This is a genomic window from Bosea sp. BIWAKO-01, assembly GCF_001748145.1.
GTDB lineage: Bacteria > Pseudomonadota > Alphaproteobacteria > Rhizobiales > Beijerinckiaceae > Allobosea.
Genome location: NZ_BCQA01000001.1, coordinates 4,413,666 through 4,437,852 on the forward strand (window position 1 = coordinate 4,413,666; position 24,187 = coordinate 4,437,852).

23 protein-coding genes are annotated in these 24,187 nt (G+C 65.1%); 17 read left to right on the top strand and 6 right to left on the bottom strand.

The window, feature by feature from the left end; genetic code table 11:
- From BIWAKO_RS20695 to BIWAKO_RS20705, 3 genes are all read left to right on the top strand, one after another.
- Complete coding sequence (locus tag BIWAKO_RS20695) at positions 1-525, top strand: gluconokinase (RefSeq protein WP_069880243.1); 525 nt, start codon at positions 1-3, stop codon at positions 523-525.
- A gap of 424 nt (positions 526-949) precedes the next feature.
- The gene (locus BIWAKO_RS20700) at positions 950-2,479 is read left to right on the top strand and encodes a UxaA family hydrolase (protein WP_069880244.1); all 1,530 of its coding nucleotides are present in this window, start codon (positions 950-952) and stop codon (positions 2,477-2,479) included.
- Positions 2,480-2,556: 77 nt separating this feature from the next.
- Positions 2,557-2,949, top strand: a complete 393-nt coding sequence (locus tag BIWAKO_RS20705) for a hypothetical protein (RefSeq protein WP_069880245.1) — start codon at positions 2,557-2,559, stop codon at positions 2,947-2,949.
- Positions 2,950-3,011: 62 nt separating this feature from the next.
- Here BIWAKO_RS20705 and BIWAKO_RS20710 read toward each other — a convergent pair whose 3' ends face one another.
- Positions 3,012-4,196 carry an aminotransferase gene (locus BIWAKO_RS20710; RefSeq protein ID WP_069880246.1) on the bottom strand — a complete coding sequence of 395 codons (1,185 nt, stop codon included), beginning with the start codon at positions 4,194-4,196 and terminating at the stop codon, positions 3,012-3,014.
- Between the two features lie 94 nt (positions 4,197-4,290).
- Between BIWAKO_RS20710 and BIWAKO_RS20715 the strand changes: the two genes are divergently transcribed.
- Entirely contained in the window at positions 4,291-5,046 is a 756-nt protein-coding gene (locus BIWAKO_RS20715; RefSeq protein WP_069880247.1) for an SIR2 family NAD-dependent protein deacylase, read from the top strand.
- 138 nt (positions 5,047-5,184) lie between these two features.
- Positions 5,185-5,799 carry a cold-shock protein gene (locus BIWAKO_RS20720; protein WP_043233048.1) on the top strand — a complete coding sequence of 205 codons (615 nt, stop codon included), beginning with the start codon at positions 5,185-5,187 and terminating at the stop codon, positions 5,797-5,799.
- Between the two features lie 190 nt (positions 5,800-5,989).
- On the opposite strand, the gene BIWAKO_RS20725 is transcribed toward BIWAKO_RS20720, so the two are convergent.
- The 5 genes from BIWAKO_RS20725 to BIWAKO_RS20745 all read right to left on the bottom strand — a co-directional run bounded on the left by BIWAKO_RS20725 (position 5,990) and on the right by BIWAKO_RS20745 (position 10,992).
- Positions 5,990-7,417, bottom strand: coding sequence for a TRAP transporter large permease (locus BIWAKO_RS20725; protein WP_069880248.1), 1,428 nt, complete (start codon positions 7,415-7,417; stop codon positions 5,990-5,992).
- Positions 7,414-7,986 carry a TRAP transporter small permease subunit gene (locus BIWAKO_RS20730; protein ID WP_069882662.1) on the bottom strand — a complete coding sequence of 191 codons (573 nt, stop codon included), beginning with the start codon at positions 7,984-7,986 and terminating at the stop codon, positions 7,414-7,416. The genes BIWAKO_RS20725 and BIWAKO_RS20730 overlap by 4 nt, the downstream gene beginning before the upstream one ends.
- A 154-nt stretch (positions 7,987-8,140) precedes the next feature.
- Complete coding sequence (locus BIWAKO_RS20735) at positions 8,141-8,887, bottom strand: response regulator (RefSeq protein ID WP_069880249.1); 747 nt, start codon at positions 8,885-8,887, stop codon at positions 8,141-8,143.
- Entirely contained in the window at positions 8,880-10,412 is a 1,533-nt protein-coding gene (locus BIWAKO_RS20740) for a sensor histidine kinase (protein WP_069880250.1), read from the bottom strand. The genes BIWAKO_RS20735 and BIWAKO_RS20740 overlap by 8 nt, the downstream gene beginning before the upstream one ends.
- Positions 10,413-10,641: 229 nt before the next feature.
- On the bottom strand, positions 10,642-10,992 hold the full coding sequence (locus BIWAKO_RS20745; protein ID WP_069880251.1) for a HesB/IscA family protein: 351 nt from the start codon (positions 10,990-10,992) through the stop codon (positions 10,642-10,644).
- A gap of 86 nt (positions 10,993-11,078) precedes the next feature.
- Between BIWAKO_RS20745 and BIWAKO_RS20750 the strand changes: the two genes are divergently transcribed.
- The 12 genes from BIWAKO_RS20750 to serS all read left to right on the top strand — a co-directional run bounded on the left by BIWAKO_RS20750 (position 11,079) and on the right by serS (position 24,184).
- Positions 11,079-12,314 (top strand): deoxyguanosinetriphosphate triphosphohydrolase, encoded by a 1,236-nt coding sequence (locus BIWAKO_RS20750; RefSeq protein ID WP_069880252.1) that lies wholly within the window; start codon positions 11,079-11,081, stop codon positions 12,312-12,314.
- Positions 12,315-12,359: 45 nt separating this feature from the next.
- Positions 12,360-14,126, top strand: coding sequence for an arginine--tRNA ligase (gene argS / locus BIWAKO_RS20755; RefSeq protein WP_069880253.1), 1,767 nt, complete (start codon positions 12,360-12,362; stop codon positions 14,124-14,126).
- A gap of 99 nt (positions 14,127-14,225) precedes the next feature.
- Positions 14,226-15,875 carry an SPOR domain-containing protein gene (locus tag BIWAKO_RS20760; protein ID WP_176733366.1) on the top strand — a complete coding sequence of 550 codons (1,650 nt, stop codon included), beginning with the start codon at positions 14,226-14,228 and terminating at the stop codon, positions 15,873-15,875.
- A gap of 200 nt (positions 15,876-16,075) precedes the next feature.
- The gene (locus tag BIWAKO_RS20765; protein ID WP_069880255.1) at positions 16,076-17,173 is read left to right on the top strand and encodes a TRAP transporter substrate-binding protein; all 1,098 of its coding nucleotides are present in this window, start codon (positions 16,076-16,078) and stop codon (positions 17,171-17,173) included.
- Between the two features lie 139 nt (positions 17,174-17,312).
- Positions 17,313-18,326 (top strand): beta-N-acetylhexosaminidase, encoded by a 1,014-nt coding sequence (gene nagZ, locus BIWAKO_RS20770; RefSeq protein WP_069880256.1) that lies wholly within the window; start codon positions 17,313-17,315, stop codon positions 18,324-18,326.
- Between the two features lie 46 nt (positions 18,327-18,372).
- Positions 18,373-19,191 (top strand): segregation and condensation protein A, encoded by an 819-nt coding sequence (locus BIWAKO_RS20775; protein ID WP_069880257.1) that lies wholly within the window; start codon positions 18,373-18,375, stop codon positions 19,189-19,191.
- A gap of 13 nt (positions 19,192-19,204) precedes the next feature.
- Positions 19,205-19,906 carry an SMC-Scp complex subunit ScpB gene (gene scpB, locus BIWAKO_RS20780; protein WP_069882663.1) on the top strand — a complete coding sequence of 234 codons (702 nt, stop codon included), beginning with the start codon at positions 19,205-19,207 and terminating at the stop codon, positions 19,904-19,906.
- A gap of 220 nt (positions 19,907-20,126) precedes the next feature.
- The gene (locus BIWAKO_RS20785) at positions 20,127-21,167 is read left to right on the top strand and encodes an ABC transporter ATP-binding protein (protein WP_069880258.1); all 1,041 of its coding nucleotides are present in this window, start codon (positions 20,127-20,129) and stop codon (positions 21,165-21,167) included.
- A 66-nt stretch (positions 21,168-21,233) separates the two neighbouring features.
- On the top strand, positions 21,234-21,476 hold the full coding sequence (locus tag BIWAKO_RS20790) for a twin-arginine translocase TatA/TatE family subunit (protein ID WP_069880259.1): 243 nt from the start codon (positions 21,234-21,236) through the stop codon (positions 21,474-21,476).
- A 47-nt stretch (positions 21,477-21,523) separates the two neighbouring features.
- Positions 21,524-22,018, top strand: a complete 495-nt coding sequence (gene tatB / locus BIWAKO_RS36405) for a Sec-independent protein translocase protein TatB (RefSeq protein WP_069880260.1) — start codon at positions 21,524-21,526, stop codon at positions 22,016-22,018.
- Positions 22,015-22,830 (top strand): twin-arginine translocase subunit TatC, encoded by an 816-nt coding sequence (tatC, locus tag BIWAKO_RS20800; protein WP_069880261.1) that lies wholly within the window; start codon positions 22,015-22,017, stop codon positions 22,828-22,830. Before tatB ends, tatC begins: the two co-directional genes overlap by 4 nt.
- Before the next feature lie 52 nt (positions 22,831-22,882).
- Positions 22,883-24,184, top strand: coding sequence for a serine--tRNA ligase (serS, locus tag BIWAKO_RS20805; protein ID WP_069880262.1), 1,302 nt, complete (start codon positions 22,883-22,885; stop codon positions 24,182-24,184).
- The last annotated feature ends 3 nt before the right edge of the window (positions 24,185-24,187 follow it).

Here is a 24,187-nt window from a genome sequence, read left to right on the forward strand (position 1 = left end):
ATGAGCGCTTCCCCGCATGGGCAGATGCCGGCCGTCATCGTCGTCATGGGCGTCGCCAGCTCCGGCAAGACCTCGCTCGGCGAGCGTCTGGCCGAGCGGTTGGGCTGGCCGTTTCGTGATGCGGATTCCTTCCACCCGCCCGAGAACGTTGCCAAGATGTCGAGCGGTACGCCGTTGAACGATGAGGACCGCAAGCCCTGGCTGGCGGCGATCGCGGCCTGGATCGACGAGCTGCGCGCGACCGGCAAGAACGGAATCGTCACGTGTTCGGCACTGAAACGCGCCTATCGCCGCGTCATCATCGGCGACCGGCCGGATGTGGCGCTGGTCTATCTCAAGGGCTCGCGCGAATTGATCGGCGAGCGCATGGCGGCGCGCCAGCACCATTTCATGCCTCCGGCTCTGCTCGACAGCCAGTTCGCGGCTCTGGAAGAGCCCGGGGCGGATGAGCACCCGCTGGTCGTGTCGGTGGAACTGGCCAAGGATGCGATCGTCGACGAGACGCTTGCTGCACTGACACGCTGATCGGTTCTGTGCCCGCATCCGGGTGCGGTTGGCGAGGGATTTCGAGATCAGGTAGAATTCCGGCGTCGTGCCGGCGCGGCTGAACGGTACGCGGCGGGCTGGTTCGAGTTCGAACTTGGGTCCCGCGCTGACTTGCGTCGGGGATGAAGCTGCGGGCCCGCCGAGGACCCGGAAGGTCGCCGCCGACGAATGTGGCAATGCGATCGAGAAACAGCATTGCCAAGACGGTCGGATAGCAGGACTCGCGCGGAATCCATCCGACCATGCAGCTCAATGTCCTGGTCGAGCGATAAGTGCCGCCGCTGCTCCGGCGTCGCATGCAAGGCCGGGCTTACTTTCAACCGATTGAAAAAAGCGCAGGACAGGCGCATGTCTTGGACGAGCGCGGCCCAGGGTCGCCACCCCCAAGCAGACGGTTCTTCTCATGCTCGACAAGGTTTTGCCGCCGCGTACGCTGAAGCTCAATGCCGCCGACAATGTCGCGGTCGCGGTCGATCCGATCGATGCAGGCGTCACCGCAGCGGGTGTCGTCGCCCTGAAGCGCATTCCGCGCGGCCATAAGGTCGCACTGGCCCCAATTGCCAAGGACGAGCCGATCCGCAAATTCGGCCAGATCATCGGCTTTGCCACGGTCGATATCCCGCCTGGCGAATGGGTGCACGAGCATAATACCGGCTTCCATGCCTTCGAGCGCGACTATGATTTCTGTGCCGAGGCGAAGCCTGAATTCGTGCTGCCGGTCGAACAGCAGGCGACGTTCGAGGGGTTTCGCCGCAAGGGTGGTGGGGCCGGCACGCGCAACTATGTCGGCATCCTCACTTCGGTGAACTGCTCGGCCTCGGTTGCGCGCTTCATGGCCGAGGAGGTCAAGCGCTCGGGCATTCTGGCCGATTACCCCAATGTCGACGGCGTCATCGCGCTGACCCACGGCACCGGCTGTGGCATCGACTACAATGGCGAGAGCTTCGAGGTGCTGAAGCGCACGACGTGGGGCTATGCCTGCAACCCCAACATGGCGGCGGTGCTGGTCGTCGGCCTCGGCTGTGAAGGGTTTCAGATCAAGCGCATGAAGGAAGCCTATGGCGTCGAGGAGAGCGACATCTTCCGCACCATGACGATTCAGGAGACCGGCGGCACCAGGAAGAGCGTCGCCGCCGGCATCGAGGCGCTGAAGGTGATGCTACCGATCGCCAACCGCGCCGTGCGCGAGACGGTACCGGCCTCGGAGCTGACGCTGGCCCTGCAATGCGGCGGATCCGATGGATATTCCGGCATCACGGCCAATCCGGCGCTGGGGGCTGCCGTCGACATCCTGGTCGAGCATGGCGGCACGGCGATCCTGTCCGAGACGCCCGAAATCTACGGAGCCGAGCACCTGCTCACCCGCCGCGCTGCTACGCGCGAGGTCGGCGAGAAGCTCGTCGGCGTGATCAAGTGGTGGGAGGAGTATACCGAGCGCGCCCGCATGAGCATGAACAACAACCCCTCGCCAGGTAACAAGGCGGGCGGGCTCACCACGATCCTGGAGAAGTCGCTGGGTGCGGCGGCGAAGGGCGGCACCAAGACGCTGGCGGCCGTCTATCACTATGCCGAGCCGGTGAAATCGAAGGGCTTTGTCTACATGGACACCCCTGGCTACGACCCGGTCGCGGCGACGGGGCAGGTCGCGGGCGGCGCCAACATCCTCGCCTTCACCACCGGGCGGGGCTCGGCCTATGGCTGCAAGCCGACACCTTCGGTCAAGCTCGCCACCAATACGCCGATCTACGAGAAGATGATCGATGACATGGATATCAATTGCGGGGACATCCTTGATGGCGTGACGCTGGAGGAGAAGGGCCGCGAGATTTTCGAGACGCTGCTGCGCGTTGCGTCCGGCGAGCGCTCCAAATCCGAGCAGCTCGGCTATGGCGATGCCGAGTTCGTGCCCTGGCAGATCGGCGCAACCATGTGATCGCAAGCGTTTGACAGGAGGGGAGTGCGGTTCCATCGGTCGCGCTGTCCACGACGAAAGCGCTGGGGGGCGCTCTCATGAAGCACATCCTGCTTGTCACCATGCCGCGACTTTTGCTCGGCCTGATCTTCCTGGTCAGCGCAGTCGACAGTTTCTGGTTCCTGGCGACGGGGAGCCATCTGATTCATCCGCCGACTTCGCCGAAGGGCATGGAATTCGAGCTCGCTCTGCAGAATTCCGGCTTCTTCTGGCCCTTTCTGAAGAGCGTCAATCTTGTCGGGGCGCTCAGCCTGCTTCTCAATATCGTGCCGGCCCTGGGGCTCGCATTGATTGCGCCGGTGATGGCCGTGATCGTGCTGTTCCACTTCACCATCAATCCGCAGGGCCTACCGGTCGCACTCATCCTGATCGTCAGTGGTGGTCTGCTCGTCTACGCCTATCGCGAGCGCTACGCCGCCCTGCTTCGGTAAGGTTCTGGCTAATGGTCGTCCCGGTCGCCCATTGGCGGCCCGGGATGACCTTCGAGCTTCATTCAGAGCGTAAAGCCCGCCAGCCGTTCGCCGATCTCGCCGATCCGTTCCTTGCCGACATTGGCGATGGCGATGCGCAGATGCTGTTCCTGCCCGGGGCCGAAATAGGGGCCGGGCAGAGCGAGTACGCCACGCTCCCCGACCAGGGCCCGCACCACCTCTGCCGCGGGAACGTCCGCGAATGGATGCGCGACATAGGCGAAATAGGCCCCGGCTGCGAGCACCTGCCAGCCGTTCAGCGGCGCCATCGCGGCTCGGAAGGCGCCTGCTCGCGCATTGATCTCGGCACGGTTGGTCTCGCGCCAGTCGCGAATGCCGTCGATGCCCCAGGCAACCGCCTGCTGGCCGGCCCGCACGGGACTGATCTGGACGCAGTCGAGCACCTTGCCGATCTGCTCTACGACCGCTTCTCCGGCGGTGATGGCGCCAAGGCGCCAGCCTGGCACGGCATAGGCCTTCGAGAAGCTGTAGAGGCCGATCACGGAATCCCGCCAGCTGCTTGTGGCGAAGATCTCATGCGGTGCCTTCACTCCGTCCGGCAGGAAGTCGCGATAGGTCTCGTCAATGACCAGCCAGATTCCGCGCCTCGCGCAGAGCGCGGCAAAGGCCGCAATGGTCTCGGGCGGATAGACCGAGCCGGTCGGATTGTTGGGCGTCACCAGCACGATCGCGCGGGTCTTCGCATCGATCAGGTTTTCCGCCTGCTCGGCATCCGGAACGAAGCCGCAAGCCGGATCGCAGGGGAGCGGGCGGGCCTCGACGCCGAGCATGGTCAGCGTCATCTCGTGATTGAAGTACCAGGGCGCCGGCAGCAGCACATTGTCGCCGGCTCGGGCGAGCGCCATCATGGTGACGACATAGGCTTGGTTGCAGCCGGAGGTGATGGCGATCTCGGTCGGCGCAAATGGAGTGCCATAGATCCTGCCGATCTCGGCGGCATAGGCTTCGCGCAGCGAAAGATCGCCGGTGATCGCGCCATAGCGCGTCAGATCGGGCAGGGCGGCGGCGTCGCCAAGGCGCTGCAGCAGGGATAGGGGCGGTGGCGAGCCTGGCACGGCCTGCGAAAGATCGATCAGCGGCCCGGAGCGGCCGTCATAGGAGCGAGCCCAGCCCTGCGCCTGCGGGATCGGCGGCGTGCCGGTGTCGAGAAGGTCGGGGTTCAGCGGAGGGCGGACAGTCTGAAGCATGACGGCAGCTTTGAGGCGCGTCCGGCTCCGCGTCAATCGGCTTGGCCGCAGCACGGGGCAGCGCTCATATAGGCAGCAGCAAAGGCGGGGGCCCATGCAGGACGAGACCAACGACGCGATCGACGAACTCCACGCGCTGCTCGACCGCGCCGCCGTGATCGTCAGTTTCACCGGAGCCGGGATCTCGACCGAATCCGGCGTGCCGGATTTCCGGTCGCCCGGCTCGCCCTGGATGATCCACAGACCGATCCCATTCGACGCTTTCGTCGCCAGCCGCGAGGCGCGCGTCGAAGCCTGGCGGCGCAAGTTCGCGATGGATGACCATTTTGCCGGTGCGATGCCCAATCGCGGCCATAACGCACTTGCAAATCTGGTGGCCCAAGGTCGCTCTCCCGGAGTCATCACGCAGAATATCGACGGGCTGCATCAGGATTCCGGCATCCCCGAGGACAGGATCATCGAACTGCACGGCAACGGCACCTATGCCACCTGCCTGACCTGCGGCTGGCGGCATGAACTGGCCGCGATCCGCCCGGGCTTCGAGGCAAGCGGAGAGCCGCCGAGCTGCATCATCTGCAGCGGCATCGTGAAGTCTGCGACGATCTCGTTCGGCCAGGCCATGCCGGAAGCGGCGATGCGACGTGCGCATGCGCTGACCATGCGGGCGGATCTCTTCCTCGTTGCGGGCTCGTCGCTGGTGGTGTTTCCGGCCGCGACGTTTCCGGTGATCGCCAAGCGCAATGGAGCGAAGCTCGTGATCATCAACCGCGAGCCGACGGAGCCCGACGCGATCGCCGATCTCGTGGTGCGGGCCGAGATCGGCTCCGCGCTCGGCCGGTTGGCCGGCTGAGCGCGCCAAAAGCGTTGCCAATCTGCCGCGGTGCCCATCGCGATGATGTGGATGACGCCAAGCCGGCTGTATCGCGCCTTCGAACCGATGGTATCGTATCGGCACGAATCAAACAGTTCGCGCGGAGATGAGCGGGACATGTCCGACGAGTTCGGTGAGAGCGGGCGGCCACCGGTCGGTCCGATTCAATCACTCAACCGCATCATGCGGCTGGACGGAGGCGAAGGCTTCGATCACGACGCAAGCGTCGAGGTCGTCGGCTACGTCAAGTGGTTTGATGTCAGCAAGGGCTACGGCTTCGTGGTTCCTGAGGATGGCGGCGCCGACGTGCTCGTCCATGTCACTATTCTGAAACGCGACGGCTTCAACGCGATTGCCGAAGGGGCCCGCATCGTTCTGGAAGCGATCGAGAAAGCGCGTGGACGTCAGGCCGTGCGCGTGATGTCGATCGATACCTCGGCCGGGCGCCATCCGGCGGAGATGCCGCTGGCACGCACCAATGTCTCTGTCGCTCCGACGAGCGGGCTCGAGCGCATGGTGGTGAAGTGGTTCAATCGCCTGCGCGGCTTCGGTTTCGTATCGAAGGGCGAGGGGGCTCCGGACATCTTCGTCCATATGGAGACCTTGCGTCGCTACGGCATCGTCGAGCTGATCCCCGGCCAGACGGTGCTGGTGCGCTATGGACCCGGGCCGAAGGGCCTGATGGCGGCCGAGATTCGGCTGGAGCAGGGCGGCGCGATCAGCTCGCACTGAGTGCCGGCAAGTCGATCTAGATCAAGGAAAAGGCGCCCTTTACGGGCGCCTTTTCTCGTTGGAGATATCGGAGAGTGGCCCGATGCCATGCGCGGCTTCCGGGGCCCCGAGCCGCGAGTGAGGCCTTCTTCGCGGACGAGCCGGCAGGTCGCCAAAGTGTGGCCCCTGGCGCGAGGAGACCCTCGCGCGCCTAATTCTTCTGAGGGAAGAGCGGAAGATCGAGCTGGTCGAATTTCGGCATGCTGTCGAGCTGCCTTTCAACCGCTGCCGGATCCATGACGACGGGTTTGTCCAGCCAGTAAGTCACCATTCCCGGGAAGACGATCATAAGCCCGACGAGGATGAGCTGCAGGACAATCCATGGAATGGAGCCGAGATAGATGTCCCGGCTCTTGACCTCGGGAGGCGCGATACCGCGCAGATAGAACAGTGCGAAGCCAAAGGGCGGATGCATGAAGCTGGTCTGGATATTGGCGCAGATCAAAAGACCGAACCAGATCAGGTTGATGTCGAGCTTCTCAGCCGCAGGGGTGAGCAGCGGAATGATGATGAAGGCGATCTCGAAGAAATCGAGGAAGAACGCGATGAAGAACACGAACACCATCGAGAACGACAGGAAGCCGATCTGACCGCCGGGCAGCCCGGTCAGCATGTGCTCGATCCACTTGCCACCGCCGACGCCCTGGAAGACGAGGCTGAACACGCGGGCGCCGATCAGGATGAAGGCGACCATCGCGGTGATGCGCATCGTCGACGACATCGCCTGATAGGTCAGCTTCCAGGTCAGGGTGCGGTACATGGCGGCCAGGATCAGCGCCCCGACGGCGCCCATCGCGCCAGCTTCCGTCGGTGTGGCGAGGCCGAGGAAGATGGTGCCGAGCACGAGGAAGATCAGTGCCGCCGACGGCACGATGCCGCGAATGCATTTCCAGGCCAGCGGCCAGCCCTTGAGCGTGCGTGCTTCCGGCGGCAGGGCCGGAACCTGCTCTGGCCTGATGACGCTGAGAATCATGACCCAGACGCAGAAGAGCACAACCTGCACGATGCTGGGGCCGATGGCGCCGGCGTACATGTCCCCCACCGACTTGCCCATCACGTCGGCCAGGACGACGAGGACCAGCGAGGGCGGGATGAGCTGGGTGATCGTGCCGGAGGCGGCGATGACGCCCGTAGCATGCTGCATGTTGTAGCCGTAGCGCATCATCACCGGCAGCGAGATGACGCCCATCGCGATGACCGATGCCGCGACGGTGCCCGTGATCGCGCCCAGGATCGCGCCGACGAAGATGACGGCGTAAGACAGGCCGCCGCGCACCTTGCCGAAGAGCTGGCCGACGGAATCGAGCAGATCCTCAGCCAGGCCGCACCGCTCCAGCACCGCACCCATGAAGGTGAAGAACGGGATCGACAGCAGCAGGTCGTTCGAGATGATCGAGAACAGCTGGAAGGTCAGATTGCCCATATAGGACTGGTCGATCACGCCCATCTCGATGGCGATGAAGCCGAAGAACAGTCCAACGGCCGCAAGCGAGAACGCGGCGGGGTAACCGATGAGCAAGAACACCACCAGGCCCCCGAACATCATCGGGCCCAGATTGCTGCGGATCGCGTCGATCATTGGAGCGGCTTTTCGTAAGCGTATTCGTGCTGATGGAAGCCGCGCAGGGCAGCAGCCCGCTTGATCATCTCGGAGATGCCCTGGAGCAGGATCAGGCCGAACCCGACCGGCAGGAGAAGCTTGATTGGCCAGCGCACGAGGCCGCCGGCATTGTTCGAGGATTCATTCAAGACCCAGGACTGCCAGAACCACGGCCAGGTGAACCAGATCATGATCAGGCACATCGGCATCAGGAACACGGCGCCGCCGAGCAGGTCGATCCAGTGCCTGGTGCGGTCGGAGACCATGCCGTAGATCAGGTCGACGCGGACGTGCTCATTGACCTTCAGGGTGTAGGCCGCACCGAGCAACACCATGCCGCCGAACATGTACCATTGCAGTTCGAGCCAGGCGTTGGAGCTGTTTGAAATCAGGTAGCGGATCGTTGCGTTTCCGGCGCTGACCAGGCAGGCGAGCAGCACCAGCCAGCTCGCAACGACGCCGAGATATTCGCCGATGGCATCGATGAACCGGGCGAGCGGCAAAAGCTGCCGGCAGAAGGTCCAGGCCACCCCGACGCAGGCAGCCATGCCGCCGACCGTGGCAAGAGCCAACCACAGCTTGAACATCCACGACCTCGCGCTGAAGCTACGTTGCACTCCAGATGGCGCAGGAAGGGGCGCTGGTCCGGTTGCTTCTGGAGCTAGCAGCTACGGGCTTAGTCGTTCCATATCGCGGTGAGGCCTATTGCATAGCCTCGGCATATCCGGCTGCATCGAGCTGCTCCTGCGTGCGCAGTCGATAGCCGATCGCCAGCTCGGTCACGACAAAGATCGGTCGGGCCGGGTCGCGCTCGATCCGGTTACGGAGCTTCTTCATCAGGATGCGCAGATACTGCACGTCCTCGTCGGGATTCTGGGGCCAGAGTTCCTTGATCAGCTGGCGATGGGTCAGGACCTTGCCGTGATGCGCGGCGAGCGCGCGCAGCAGCGCGAACTGCTTGGGCGACAAGGTAATGGCGCCGCCATCGCGGCTGACGATCCTCTGCACGAGGTCGATCGACAGGCTGCCGATGCGCAGGACCGGCTCAGGGGCCGCGCGGGAGGCGATACGACGGAGTACGACGCGTGCCCGGGCCAGGAGCTCGGCCATGCCGAACGGCTTGACGATGTAATCGTCGGCGCCCTTCTCCAGCAGCGCGACCTTCTCGGCCTCCGCATTGCGAACCGACAAGACGATGATCGCCGATTGCGACCATGACCTCAGCGTATCGAGCACCGTCGCCCCATCCGCATCGGGAAGCCCGAGGTCCAGCACAATCAGATCCGGAGCGCGCATGACGGCGAGATCGATCGCCTGCCGCGCGGTTTCCGCCTCGATGACGCGGAAAGACTGCATTTCGAAGCCGGCCCTCAGGAACCGCCGGATCTGCGGTTCGTCATCGACAATCAGGACCAGCGGTTGAAGCGTTGCCTTGGGGCTGTCAGTCATCGTCTAACCTCGCATAATCTGGCGTCGAGGGAGGGACTGGCAGGACGATGCGCATCGTGGTGCCTCTGCCGGGCCCCTCGCTCAGAGCGGAAACTTCGCCCCCATTCGCTTCGATGAAGATCTTGGCGATGGTCAATCCCAGCCCGCTTCCTTCGGCGATGTCGGCATGGCGTTCGCCGCGATAGAAGCGTTCGAAGACCTGCTGCGCCTCTCGCACATCCAGGCCCGGTCCCTCGTCAACGATGTCGATCGCGAGACGCTCCCTATGCAGGCTGGCGGATATCGCAATCGATGAGCCTGCAGGCGCAAATTTTCCGGCGTTCTCCAGGATATTGATCAAGGCCTGCTCGACCAGGACGGCATCGACGCGCACGAGCGGGAGGTCGCTTCCGAAGTTTCGCACGATTTTCCGCTCCCGAAGCCGCTCGGCCGCGCTGTCCAGCGCGGCATTGATGATATCGGCGGGATCGATGCTGTCGAAGCGGGGTTGCAGGGCGCCCGAGCGGATGCGGGTGACGTCCAGCAGGTTCTGAATGCGCAGGTCGAGGCGCTTCGCCTCGCTTGCAATCAATTGCGACAGGCCGAGCAGCTGCGGCTCCGACGCAATCTGAGGCGCAACAGACAGGACGCTCGCGGACCCGAGAACGCTGGCGATCGGGGTTCGCAACTCGTGCGACACCGATTCCATTAGAATATCCCGCAATGCATCCGTGCGCTGGCGTAGCCGGCGTTCTTCGAGTGCCCGGGACAGTCCCAGCCGGTTGAGCGATTTGGCTCCTTCGGCGAGGATCGATCGCGCCTGGGCAATAATCTCCGGCGTGGGTTCCTGATCCCTTTCCAGAGCCACGGCCAGGGTGGCCTGCGGATGCTGGGGATCGCCGAGATGGCAGAGGAGCCAGTGGCTATGATCGGCGAGGCGGGCGACATCGGTCTCTGCGCCCGGTGTCTCCGCATTTCGACCTGTGAAGGCCTCGACCTCCGCTGCAAGCGCCAGCGTCACGTCATGTGTGAAGGGGGAATGGACTGCGCGCACGTTGCTGCGATCTGCGCCTACGAACAGAGCAACGGGCCGTGCCAGTGCGTCGGCGATATGGGCTGCGACGATTGCGTAGATCGCTTCCACGCCGCTCGCCCCGGCAATGTCGCTGCTCAATCCGTAGAGCTGCCGCACCCGCCTTTCTTCATCCCGTGCCCGCAGCATGTCGGCCCGCACCTTGCCTGCCAGTCGCCCCATCGTCAGGGCCACGATCAGCGAGATGCCCAGATCGATCAGTTGCGGGGGACGAACCACCAGAACGCTGAAGATCGGGGGGTAGAACAGCGTGGTCATCAAGGTCCCGAGACCCGCCGCGGCGACGGCCGGGCCCGTGCCATATCGTACTGCGGCTGCGAGAACCGGCAGCATGTAGATGGCTGAGACGCTCTCCAGTGGCGTCAAGGCAACGATCGCGGCGGCGAGCGCCGTCGCGGCGGCGACCAGGCCTGCCGCCTTCAGATAGGTCAGGATCGAGGATGCCTCGTTCACGTCGCGCCAGCGTTTTGGGTAGGCTTCTACCTGCCATCAAAGGTCGCTGGTCGATAGTTCGGCAAGACGAATTTGTCTCGGCTGGCGTTCCCGTCGGCCCGGGGCCGCACCGGCCGTACGGCGCCATTCATTACGAACGATGCGTTCCACCGGAGCGGACGGCGCTGCGGGCCAGCAGTGTCGGGGGCGCAGACCATGGTCGGCCGGTACTGGCCGATATCTCTACCTGCTAGAGGGCAAACGACGTGCCACAGCCGCAGGAACTCGTCGCGTTCGGATTGGTGATCTTGAAGGACTGGCCGACCAGATCGTCGACGAAATCGATCGTGCAACCTTCGAGCAGATCCAGCGAGGTCTCGTCGATCAGGACGGTTGCGCCGTCGCGCTCGATCACGAGGTCGCCCGGTGCCTTCTCGTAGTCGACATCGAAGATGTACTGGAATCCGGAGCACCCGCCACCGGCGACGCTGACGCGCAGCATCGAGCCGGGCGGCTCCTTCGCCATCACCGCAAGAATGCGATTCGCGGCCTTGCCGGTGACGGCAATGCCGCGCGGATTGACCTGAAGATCGGTCGACATAAGCAGATGCTCCTTGCACCTTTGTTGTCTGCAAAGGTAATTGCGCCGCAGCGCCTGCACAAGCAGGGGGCGTCGATAGGTCCGCCATGCCGCAGCCACAGAGCCTTTCTCCCGACCGCGAGCCCGGCGACCGCTGGCGCGCGATCTATGCCTGTCGTTCGAGCCAGAGCCGCGGCCGCCTGATCGCGGAGCCGGCGTCTCCGACGCGCAGCCATTTCCAGCGCGATCGCGACCGGATCATCCATTCCACGGCCTTCCGCCGTTTGAAGCACAAGACGCAGGTCTTTGTTTCGCATGAGGGAGATCATTACCGCACCCGCCTGACGCATACGATCGAGGTGGCGCAGATTGCGCGTGCACTCGCCCGGGCGCTCGGCCTCGACGAGGATCTGGCCGAGGCTCTGGCTCTGGCGCATGACCTTGGCCACACACCGTTCGGGCATACCGGCGAGGATGCCCTCGACGCCTGCATGCACAAGTTCGGTGGTTTCGACCACAATGCCCAGACGCTGCGAATCGTGACCCGGCTCGAACATCGCTATGCCGGCTTCGACGGGCTCAACCTCAGCTGGGAGACGCTGGAAGGGCTGGTCAAGCATAACGGCCCGCTGATCGGCCCCGATGGCTTGCCGACCACCCGCTATGCGAAGACCGGTATCCCGGCGGCGATCGTCGAATACCAGGAGCGGCAGGATCTCTGGCTCGACAGCCATGCCTCTGCCGAGGCGCAGGTCGCCGCGCTCGCCGACGATATCGCCTACAACGCCCATGACATCGATGATGGCTTGCGGGCAGGGCTGTTCGGGCATGCGGAGCTTCGCGTCGTGCCGTTCCTGGCGGACCTGCTCGACGAGATCGAGCGGCTGCATCCTGGCCTCGAGACATCCCGCGCCACGAACGAGCTGGTGCGCCGGGTGATCACGCGCTTCGTCGAGGATGTGATCGGGCGCTCCGAGGAGCTCATTGCCGCGCTGGCGCCAACGGATGCCGACGCGATCCGCCGCGCGGGAGCGCCGGTTGTCGCCTTCTCGGAGACGATCACGACGGCCGATCGCCAGATCAAGGCCTTCCTCTATCCCAACATGTACCGGCACCCACGGGTCGGGGTCATTCGCCAGCAGGCGGCCGATGTGGTGCGCGACCTTTTCACGCGCTTTGCTGCGGCGCCGCAGGCGATGCCACCCGACTGGGCGGCCGGGATGACGGAGCTCGACGAGCCCCGCAAGGCCCGCCGGATTGCCGACTATATTGCCGGCATGACCGATTGGTACGCGCTCGACGAGCATCGCCGCCTGTTTGACGCGACCCCGTCGCTGCGATAGGCCCGGGCACTTCTTCCTTCCAGTTTTCGTATTCTTGCGGTCGCAATGAACCTGTTCGAGACCTTTTCCGCGCGCATCAACAGCGCCCTGACCCTGCTTGCAGATCGCGGCGCCATTCCGACCGGGCTGTCCTTCGCCCGCGTCGTCGTCGAGCCGACGCGGGACCCGGCCCATGGCGATCTTGCGATCAATGCCGCGATGGTGCTCGCCAAGGAGGCCGGTACCAATCCTCGCGCTCTGGCAGCCTTGCTGGTCGAGGAGCTCGCGCGAGATCCGGACGTGGCGAAGGCCGAGATCGCGGGGCCCGGCTTCATCAACCTGACGCTGCAGCCGGCCGTCTTCACGGGGATTCTCAAATCCGCGATCGAGGCCGGACTGGATCACGGCCGAGGTGCGCTCCAGCCCGAGCCGAAGATCAATGTCGAATATGTCTCGGCCAACCCGACCGGTCCTATGCATGTCGGCCATGGACGCGGCGCGGTCTTCGGCGATGCGTTGTCGAGCCTGCTCGCCTTTGCCGGTCACGCGGTCAGCCGCGAGTACTATATCAATGATGCCGGCGCGCAGGTCGATGTGCTCGCCCGCTCCGCTTTCCTGCGCTACCGCGAGGCGCTGGGTGAGGAGATCGGGGCGATTCCAGAGGGACTTTACCCCGGCGACTATCTCAAGTCGGTCGGCGAGAGCCTGGCCAAGACTTATGGCGAGAGCCTGCGGGGCAAGCCCGAGTCCGAATGGCTGGTCGCGGTGCGCGCTGCCGCGATCGACGGCATGATGGAGATGATCCGGGACGATCTCGCTGCACTCGGGGTCGTTCACGACGTCTTCTTCTCGGAGCGCTCGCTTCAGGCGGTCGACGGCAATATCGATGCCGTGCGCGAGACGATCGAGGACCTGCGCTCGCGCGACCTGATCTATGAAGGCAGGCTTCCGCCACCCAAGGGGCAGAAGGACGAGGACTGGGAAGACCGCGAGCAGACCCTGTTCCGGGCCACGCTGTTTGGCGACGATGTCGACCGGCCGCTGCTCAAGTCGGACGGCAGCTACACCTATTTCGCCAATGACATCGCCTATCACCGCTCGAAATTCGTTCGCGGCTTCGCCGAGATGATCGATGTCTGGGGCGCCGATCATGGCGGCTATGTCAAGCGCATGTCGGCCGCGGTGAAGGCGGTGACGCATGGCGAGGGCTCGCTTGACGTCAAGCTCTGCCAGCTCGTGCGGCTGCTGCGCAATGGCGAGCAGGTGCGCATGTCGAAGCGCTCAGGGGATTTCGTGACGCTGCGCGAAGTCATCGACGAAGTCGGCCGCGATGCGGTGCGCTTCATGATGATCTTCCGCAAGAACGACGCGACTCTCGATTTCGATCTCGCCAAGGTCGTCGAGCAGTCGAAGGACAATCCCGTCTTCTACGTCCAATATGCCCATGCACGGTGCGCTTCGATCTTCCGGCAGGCGCGCGAGGCGTTCCCCGGCATCGATCTTTCCCCCGCGGAGCTGGCGCAGGCGGACCTGTCGCGGCTGACCGACGAGGCGGAGATCGGCATCATCAAGATGATCGCTGCCTATCCAAGAATGATCGATGCAGCGGCCAGCGCGCATGAGCCGCATCGCGTGGCATTCTTCGTCCATGAGCTGGCGAGCGCGTTCCACTCGCTCTGGAACAAGGGCAAAGACTCGCCGCAATTACGGTTCGTTAATCAAACTGATCGAGAATCCACGGTAGCAAGACTGGCGTTCGTGCACGCGGTGCGCAGCGTCCTTGCCTCCGGTCTGGCTGTCGTCGGGGTTGCGGCGCCGGAAGAAATGCGTTGACGGCCAGGATCGCCGGCGGCGCGCAAAGTCGGTCAGTTTGACCTTGCGTAGAGTTCGGCGTTCCATTCGGGCGCCGACAGCGCTGGAATGGATCATACCATGAGTGAGCCAGCTAGGAACCGTTTCGCCCTCGACCTCGATGACCTCGAGCGTCAGCTGCGCGGCGCGGCTCAGCCTCCAAAGGCAGGGGCGTCTGTCGACCCGCTTGTCGAGCTGACCCGAATCGTCGGTCAGGATGACCCCCTGAAGGAACTCTTCTCGCCGCGGGCCGCTGCCGCTCCGGTGCAGCAGCAAGCGGCCGCCGCTGCAGCCTGGCCGGGCGCCCGGCAGCGCCAGGAGCCTTCTTTTGCCCAGGCGCCGGCCCAGCAGCCTGCTGCCGCCAACAATGCACAGCCGCCGGCCGAAATGCTGGGAGCGCTCGACGAGTTCGAGGCGCTGCTTCGCCGCGGGGATATCGCCCGCCCGGCGCCTGCCGCCGAACCAGTCCGGCAGGCCGCGGTCTATGTTCCGACGCCGGTCGAACAGCCGGAGCCCTATCGCGCTGCTCGGTCGGAGCCCGCCCGGCCTGCGGCGCATGATGCGCGTGACCTCGACGAGGAGCGTGCCAACGCACAGTATCAGGATTACGGCCACGACACGCAGGCGGACTATCCCGAGCCGCCGCTGATGGCCGAAGATGATTATCAGGACCTGCCGCCGCGGCGCTCGCGTAAGGGCCTTTGGGCTGCCGCTGCCGCGATTGCCGTCGCGGTGATCGGTGTCGGCGGCTATATGGGCCTGCGTGGTTCGTCCGTGACGAGCGACGGCCAGCCGCCGGTCATCGCGGCCGATGGCGGCCCGAGCAAGGTTGCGCCGACCAATCCCGGCGGGGCCGAAATCCCGAATCAGAACAAGCAGATTTATGAGCGTGCTGGCGACAGCCCGTCGAACCCGACCAAGGTCGTCAGCCGGGAAGAGCAGCCGGTCGATATTCAGCAGGCGGCACGCACCATGCCGGGCCGGATGGTCATGCCGGGACTCGGCTCGACGCCGCAGGCAGGAGCCAATGGCAATCCGCTGGCACAGGCTCCGGCGGCTCCTGAGCGCGGCTCCGTGTCGCCGGCCGAAGCTGGCCTGATCGCAACGTCCAGCGTACCAGGTCTCGGCGAACCGCGCCGGGTGCGGACTGTCTCGATCCGTCCCGACGGCACGCCGGCGCCTCCGCCCGGCGCGAGCGCGGCCTATAGCAACGGCGCGGCAGGGGTCGCGACCGGCGCAGCGCCGACCAGGCTCGGCGGCAACCTGCCGCTCAATCCATCCTCGACCGCCAGCACCAATCCGCCGCGGCAGCGTACAGCTGCGACGCCGGCCGTCGCGCCTGAAGCTCCGAAGGCTCAGGAGCGCGTCGCGACACCTGCGCCGGCGACCACCCCGGCCGCGCCGATGCGTGTTGCAAGTGCTGCTCCGACACCGGCCCCCGCTGCGACGCCTGCTCCAGCCACCGCCGCGATCCGTAGCGGCACCGGCGACTTTGCCGTGCAGCTCGCTGCCCCCGGCAGCGAAGCGGAAGCACGCGCCGCATTCGCGGCCCTGCAGCGCAAATATCCTGGCCAGCTCGGCGGCCAGTCGCCGATCGTCAAGAAGACGGATCTCGCTGGTGGAAAGACCGTCTATCGCCTGCGTATCGGGCCGTATTCCCGCGAGGATGCGGCAACGATGTGCACGCAGCTTCAGGCTGCCGGCGGCCAGTGCTTCATCGCCAAGAACTGATTGCCAGCTCCGAGACGATCAGACCGCCGGTGGCTCCTGCCACCGGCGGTTTTCCTTTGGCGTGTCTCGCGGGCAGGGGGCGGTGCTATGGCGTGCTGCGTTGGCAGGGGCTGTGAGCCCGGGATCGCGGTCAAAGACGCCCGCGTCGAATCCGGGTAGGGCATGCCCCGAAGTGACGCCACCGAACTCAGGAGAACTCCATGGATCGCCGTACTTTCGTCAAAGCCTCAGGCGCCGGAGCCGCAGTCGGTGGCGTGACCATCGCAGCGCCCGCCATCGCGCAGGCCCAGCCGAAGGTCAGCTGGCGCCTGACCTCGAGCTACCCGAAGAGCCTCGACACGCTGTTCGGCATCAGCACGCAGATCGCCAAGCGCGTCGCGGAAGCGACGGACAACCAGTTCCAGATCCAGGTCTTCGCCCCGGGCGAGATCGTGCCGGCATTGCAGGCGCTCGATTCCGTCCAGAACGGCACTGTCGAGTGCAGCAGCACGCTGTCGAGCTTCTATATCGGCAAGAATCCGGCCTTCGCCTTCGAGACCTCGCTGCCCTTCGGACTGAACACGCGCCAGCACAATGCCTGGCTCTATCAGGGCGGTGGGCTCGATCTCTGCCGCGCCTTCATGAAGACCTACAACCTCCACACCATCCCCTCGGGGAATACCGGCGCGCAGATGGGTGGCTGGTTCCGCAAGGAGATCAAGACGGTCGAGGATCTGAAGGGCCTGAAGTTCCGCATTGCCGGTCTCGGCGGCACGATCCTGTCCAGACTGGGTGTCGTGCCGCAGCAGATCGGCGGCGGCGACATCTATCCGGCGCTGGAGCGCGGCACGATCGACGCAGCCGAATTCTCAGGTCCGCTCGACGACGAGAAGCTCGGTTTCCAGCGCGTCGCCAAGTACTATTACTATCCCGGCTTCTGGGAGGGCTGCGCCAATGTCAGCTTCATCGTGAACCTGGAGAAGTGGAACGCGCTGCCCGCTTCGTACAAGGCGATCGTGGAAGCGGCTTGCGCCGAGGCCAATGCGCTTTGCGTCGCGAAATATGACCACGGCAATCCCGATGCCCTGCTGCGCCTCGTCGCCAGCGGCGCTGAGCTCAGGCCGTTCCCGCAGGACGTGATGGTCGCCGCCTTCAAGGAAGCGCAGGCACTCTATGGCGAGCTTGCGGCCAGCAATCCGGCCTTCAAGACCTTCTATGATTCCTGGTTGCCTTACTGGCGCAAGGAACAGCTCTGGTTCCGTGTCGCAGAACTGCCCTTCGACGCCTTCAACGCCGGCATGGCGCAGCAGATGCGCTGAGCCGCCCTGGCTCGGCCGATTCGATCATGGGCGAAGCCCGGGGCCAGTTAGTCCCGGGCTTCTTCCGTTAAGGCGCCGGAGCGGGAATCATGCGAGAAGGCGGCTTCCGCTGCTTCGCAATCCGCTTCGGGCCTGCTTCATGAAATCCCGCGCCTTCATTGCCGGTTGCCTCGGCACCAGCCTCACCCCTGACGAACGCGCCTTCTTCCGCGATGCCAGGCCCTGGGGCTTTATCGTCTTCAAGCGCAATACCCAGACCCCCGAGCAGACTGCGGCGCTGACCGCGGAAATGCGGGAGACCGTGGGCTGGCATGCGCCGATCCTGATCGACCAGGAGGGTGGCAGGGTCCAGCGAATGGGGCCGCCGCACTGGCCGACCTATCCGCCGGCGCATGCCTTCCTTGGGATCAACGACCCCGTGCAACAGCGCGAGATCGTGCGGCTCTCGGCACGGCTGATGGCGCATGATCTCAAGGCTGTCGGCATCGATGTCGATTGCCTGCCGGTGCTCGACGTACCGGTCGCCGGCAGCCATGACGTGATCGGCAACCGCGCCTATGCCCATGACCCCGACAAGGTCGCGCGTCTCGGCCGCGCGGCGGCAGAGGGACTCCTGGCGGGCGGGGTGCTCCCGGTGGTCAAGCATATGCCCGGCCATGGCCGGGCGCGGGCCGATAGCCATCACGACCTGCCGGTCGTCGACGCCTCGCTCGAGGCGCTGCGCGGACATGATTTCCGACCGTTCCGACATCTCGCCGACATGCCGATGGCAATGACGGCGCATGTCGTGTTCACGGCACTCGATCAAAGGCATCCGGCCACGGTTTCGCGTCGGGTCGTCAAAGAGATCATGCGCGGCGAACTCGGCTTCGACGGCCTGATCATGACCGACGACATCTCGATGAAGGCGCTCTCCGGCGGCTTCGCCGAGAAGTCGCAAGCGGCGATCCGCGCGGGGGTCGATGTCGTGTTGCATTGCCACGGCATCATGGGGGAGATGATCGCCGTTGCCGGCGCTGTGCCTGAGATGACGGGGGCGCGGGCGCGCCGCGCCGCGATGGCGCTCGCCCGGATCCGGCATGAGCCCGAACCGCTGGATGTGGAGGCCGCGCGCGCCCAGCTGACCAGCGCCCTTGCGTTGGGCGGCCGATAGTCGGAACCTGCGTTCTCAGGGGTGACAGCTTGGGGACGCGGCGGGAATGGACGCCGAACTGCCGTTCGAGGACGAGGCCAGGCCGGCACGCACTGACGGCGAGCCGGCGCTGCTCGTCGATGTCGACGGCTATGAAGGCCCGCTCGATCTGCTACTCGACCTGGCTCGGCGGCAAAAAGTCGATCTGCACCGCATCTCGATCCTGGCGCTTGCCGAACAGTATCTCGCCTTCGTCGAGCAGGCGAGGGCGCTCAGGCTTGAACTTGCTGCCGACTATCTCGTGATGGCGGCCTGGCTCGCCTATCTGAAGTCGCGGTTGCTTTTGCCCGAGCCACCGAAGGGCGAGGAGCCGAGTGCCGCGGATCTGGCGACGGCGCTGGCTTTGCGGTTGCGCCGGCTGGAGGCGATTCGCGCGGCGGCGCGGCGGCTGGCGTCCCGGGAAAGGCTGGGACAGGACGTCTTCGCCCGTGGTGCGCCGGAGCCGATCGTTGCCGGCGCACGCCCGGTCTGGGAGGCCGAACTCTACGATCTGCTTTCGGCCTATGGCCAACAGCGCCAGAAGCGGGCGCAAAGCCATATCTCCGTCGGGCATCGCATGGTCTGGTCCCTGGTCGAGGCGCGGGAGGTCCTGCAGCGGCTGGTCGGCGAGGCAGCGGACTGGACGGCGATCGACCCCTATCTGACCCGCTACATGGCGAGCCACGGGCTGCCGCAAAGCGAAATGCGCGCGACCGTTCGCGCCTCCGCGCTGTCTGCCATGCTGGAGATGGTGCGCGAGGGAATTCTCGATCTGCGCCAGGATGGTGCCTTCACACCGCTCTATATTCGCCGGCGCTCGGCGCGGCCGCCGACCCTGCCGCTATGATGGCCCGATGACGATGTCTGCGGCGCCTGAGCGGATCGACGATGACGAGGGGAGCGAGGCGCAGCTCTTCGCCCAGTCGCTGCGCATCGTCGAGGCGTTGCTCTTCGCATCGGCTGCACCGCTCTCGGAAGAGGAACTCGGCCATTCCGTGCCGGCCGGCGTCGCGGTACGGCAGCTCCTTGCGCGGCTCACGGACATCTACGCGACGCGTGGCGTCAATTTGCGGCAGGTCGCTGGCAAATGGGCGTTTCGGACCGCACCGGACCTCGGCTACCTGCTGGCGGCCGAGGCCGAGCCGCCGCGCAAGCTGTCGCGGGCGGCGCTCGAGGTGTTGGCGATCATTGCGTATCATCAACCGGTGACGCGGGCCGAGATCGAGGAGATCCGCGGCGTTGCCACCGCCAAGGGTACGCTCGACATCCTGCTCGAAGCCGGGTGGGTCAGGCTGCGCGGGCGGCGTCGGACGCCGGGCCGGCCGGTGACCTATGGCACCACGCCGGGCTTCCTCGATCATTTCGGGCTCGACCGCATCGACGACCTCCCTGGCCTGGACGAGCTGAAGGGCTCGGGCTTCATCGAGGGACGGCTCTCGAAGGACCTGACCGTGCCGATCCCCGATGATGGTCTCGACCTGCAGGAGGACGAGGATCCACTTGGGGATCTGTTTACTCCGCTTGACGACGGCGACGGGCCGCCCCACACCCCGGACGAGTGAAATCGGGGGACAGTCCCTGATTGTCGTCCCGGGCGACTGTAGGGAGCCATGGGGTCCATGGCCGCGCACTTGCGATCGAGGCTCGGCATGGACGCCGGTTCTCCGCCGCGCTTCGCCGGGACGACGCGTGGTTTCGATGGAGCATTCTTTGGCGCGTAGCGAGGGCGTGGCGCGGTGGCTGAGTTGGGGCAGGCGCGGGACAGCGGGCGCAGCCATTCCAATGTCGCTCGCCTTCGAAGGCGTCACCCAGCGCTTCGGTGAGGTGACGGCCCTCGAGGACGTGACGCTCGCGATCGCGCCAGGTGAAATCGTGGCTCTGCTCGGGCAATCGGGCTGCGGCAAGACGACGCTGCTGCGACTCGCAGCGGGCGTCGAACGGCCCAGCTCCGGCAAAGTGGTGCTCGAAGGTCAGGACGTTTCGGCTCCCGACGCCTTCGTCGAGCCGGAGAAGCGCGGCGTTGGTCTGGTCTTCCAGGATTATGCGCTGTTCCCGCATCTCAATGTGCTCGAGAATGTCCGCTTCGGCCTGCGCGGCTATGACGACGCCTCGGCGAAGGCGACGGCGCTGCGTGCCATTGCCCGCGTCGGCCTGGCGGATCTGGCCGAGGCTTATCCACATATGCTTTCAGGCGGCGAGCAGCAGCGCGTGGCGCTGGCGCGAGCGGTGGCGCCGCGCCCCGGCGTGCTCCTGATGGACGAGCCCTTCTCCAATCTCGATCGCCGCCTGCGTGACGTGGTGCGGGACGAAACCGCCGCATTGCTGCAGGAAACCGGGGCAACCTCGATCATCGTCACGCACGATCCCGAGGATGCGATGCGGATCGCCGATCGGATCGTGCTGATGCGGGCAGGGCGGATCGTCCAGATCGGGACCGGCGAAGAACTCTACAGAAAGCCCGTCAGCCTCTTTGCAGCCCGATTTTTCTGCGATTTTACCGAGATCAGCGGCATAGCCGAGCGCGGCGCGGTGGAGACGCCGGTCGGGAGATTTGCGGCGCCGGGCCTTGCCGATGGGCAGGAGGCCGTGGTCTGCGTCAGGCCGCATGCGATCAGGCTGGTGCCAAAGGGGTTCTGCCTGCCGGCTCGCGTGGTGATGCGGCGCTTTCTGGGTGAGGTCGACCACTTGCTGCTGGCCGTCGGTGGGCTTGAAAAGCCGCTGGTCGGGCGGGTCTCGCTGCCGGGCTCGATCCGGGAAGGCGAGGACATCGGTATCGATATTCAGTCGGACGAAGTTCTTGTGTTCGCCTCGGGGGACACATAGGTTCCGGCTCAAGCACTTGGCGCGGGTGGGGAGCCTGCGCCGCACTGGAATTCGGAGGAGTTTGCCATGGGTGGCGTCAGTATCTGGCACTGGATCGTCGTCGGCGTCATCGTGATGCTGTTGTTCGGGCGCGGCAAGGTTTCCGAACTGATGGGCGACGTCGCCAAGGGTATCAAGTCGTTCAAGAAGGGCATGGCCGAAGACGAGCCGACCACGCCGCCGCCTGCTGCGACCACGGCTGACCCGAAGATCATCGATCACGCGCAGTCTGCCAATTCCGCCACGGCGAAGGCCGAACACAAGGCCTGACGCCGCGCCGCCAGCGAGCGGCGAGGGGTTGAGAGGACGAGCTGTCGATGTTCGACATCGCCTGGAGCGAATTGATGCTGATCGGGGCGGTTGCGCTCGTCGTGATCGGCCCCAAGGATCTGCCGAAAGCCATGCGGACCGCCGGGCAGGCGATCGGCAAGATTCGCCGTATGGCCGGCGAGTTTCAGAGCCAGTTCAACGACGCGATGCGCGAAGCCGAACTGGACGATCTGAAGAAGCAGGTCGAGGACGTCGGTGGTTCGGTGCAGAGCGCGCTCAATACCGATTTCAAACCGATCGATCCGATCAAGGACGATTTCAGCACACCCGCCCCCGGTGCCCGCGACGACGCGGCGCTGAAGGAAGCGGAGGCTACGCTCGCGGCCTTGCCGGGGCCCGAGCCCTTGCCCGAAATCGTCATCGAGCCCGCGCCGATCGCGGAACCGGAACCTGAACCCGAGGTCAAGCCGAAGGCGCCGCGCAAGCGCGCTTCGACGAAGAAGGCCAAGGTCAGTGAGCCGGATGAAGGGAGCCCGGCATGAGCGTCGCCAACCCGAGGGAAGGCGAGGACGACATCGAGGCCTCGCGCGCACCGCTGATCGAGCATCTGATCGAGCTGAGGGCGCGGCTGATCAAGTCGCTGATCGCCTTCCTGATCATGTTCTTCATCTGCTTCGCGTTCTCGACGCAGATCTACAACGTGCTGGTGCAGCCCTATGTCTGGGCTGCCGGGCCGAACGGCAACGCGCAGCTTATCTATACCGGCCCGCTCGAGCTGCTCTTCACCCATATCAAGGTGGCGGCTTTCGGCGCCGGCTTCTTCGCCTTTCCGGTGATCGCCACGCAGGTCTACAAGTTCGTGGCGCCGGGCCTCTACAAGAACGAGAAACAGGCCTTCGCGCCCTATCTGGCCGCGACGCCGATCTTCTTCTGCCTCGGCGCCGCGCTGGTCTTTTTCTTCGCCATGCCCGTGCTGATGAAGTTCTCGATCGGCATGCAGCAGGCGGCGACGGACGGGCAGGCCGGTATCGCGCTGCTGCCGAAGGTCAGTGAGTATCTCTCGCTGATCATGACGCTGATCTTCGCTTTCGGCATCTCGTTCCAGCTGCCGGTGATCCTGACCCTGCTTGGTCAGGCCGGAATTATCGATTCGGCCTTCCTCAAGGACAAGCGGCGCTACGCCATCGTCTTCGTCTTCGTGGTCGCCGCCGTGCTGACGCCGCCGGATGTGATCTCCCAGCTCATGCTTGCCGTGCCGATGCTGCTCCTCTACGAGCTTTCGGTGTTCTCGGTGCGCTATGTCGAGAGGAAGCGGCAGGCTGCGAAAGCGGCCGAGGAAGCAGGCGAAGCCTGATCCGATCGCGGCTCGCGCGCATCGATTGGGATGCGCGATAGGTTGAGCAGCGATGTACGACATCAAATGGATTCGCGAGAACGCCGAGGCGTTCGATACCGGGCTGAAGCGGCGGGGCCTTGCGCCGCTCTCGTCCTCGCTGCTGGTGCTCGACGATTCCCGTCGTTCGGCCATCGCCAAGGCGCAGGCTACGCAGGAACGCCGCAATGCGCTCTCCAAGGAGATCGGCAAGGCGATGGGCGCGAAGGACGTCGCGCTTGCCGACAAGCTGAAGGCCGAGGTCGCGGCGCTGAAGGATGCTCAGCCGGCGCTCGAAGCCGAGGAGAAGGCGGCCGTCGAAGCGCTGAACGAACAGCTCGCGGCGATCCCCAACATACCGAATGCCGATGTCCCCGAGGGCGCCGACGAGCACGGTAATGTCGTGCTGCATGTCCATGGCACCAAGCCGGAGGAGGGCAAGCGCCTCATTGGTGTCAACCAGCCGAAGGAGCATTTCGAGCTCGGCGAAGCGCTCGGCCAGATGGATTTCGAGACGGCGGCCAAGCTCTCGGGCTCGCGCTTCGTCGTGTTGAACGCGCGGCTGGCGCGGCTCAACCGCGCGATCGGCCAGTTCATGCTCGATACCCATACCGAGGAGCATGGCTATACCGAGGTCAACCCGCCTCTGATGGTGCGGGATGAGGCGATGTTCGGAACTGCGCAGCTGCCAAAATTCCGCGACGACCAGTTCCGGGCGGGCGAGGATCACTGGCTGATCCCCACTGCCGAAGTTCCGCTCACCAATCTCGTGCGCGAATCGATTCTCTCCGAAGAGGAGCTGCCGCGTCGCTATTCCGCGCTGACCCCCTGCTTCAGGGCCGAAGCCGGCTCGGCCGGGCGCGATACGCGCGGCATGCTGCGCCAGCACCAGTTCGAGAAGGTCGAGCTGGTCTCGATTACGCTGCCGGAAAAGTCGCGCGAGGAGCATGAGCGCATGCTCGCCTCGGCGGAGGCGATCCTGAAGAAGCTCGACCTGCATTATCGGGTGATGACGCTCTGCACGGGCGATATGGGCTTCGCCAGCCAGAAGACCTGGGACATCGAGGTCTGGCTGCCGGGGCAGAAGACCTATCGCGAGATCTCGTCCTGTTCGGTCTGCGGCGATTTCCAGGCCCGGCGCATGAACGCGCGCTACAAGACCCGCGACGGCAAGGGCCCGTTCTTCGTGCATACGCTCAACGGCTCGGGCACGGCAGTCGGCCGCGCGCTGATCGCGGTGATGGAAAACTACCAGAACGCCGACGGCTCGATCGCGGTACCCGACGTGCTGGTTCCCTACATGCGCGGGGTAACCCGCATCGAGAAGGCGGCCTGACAC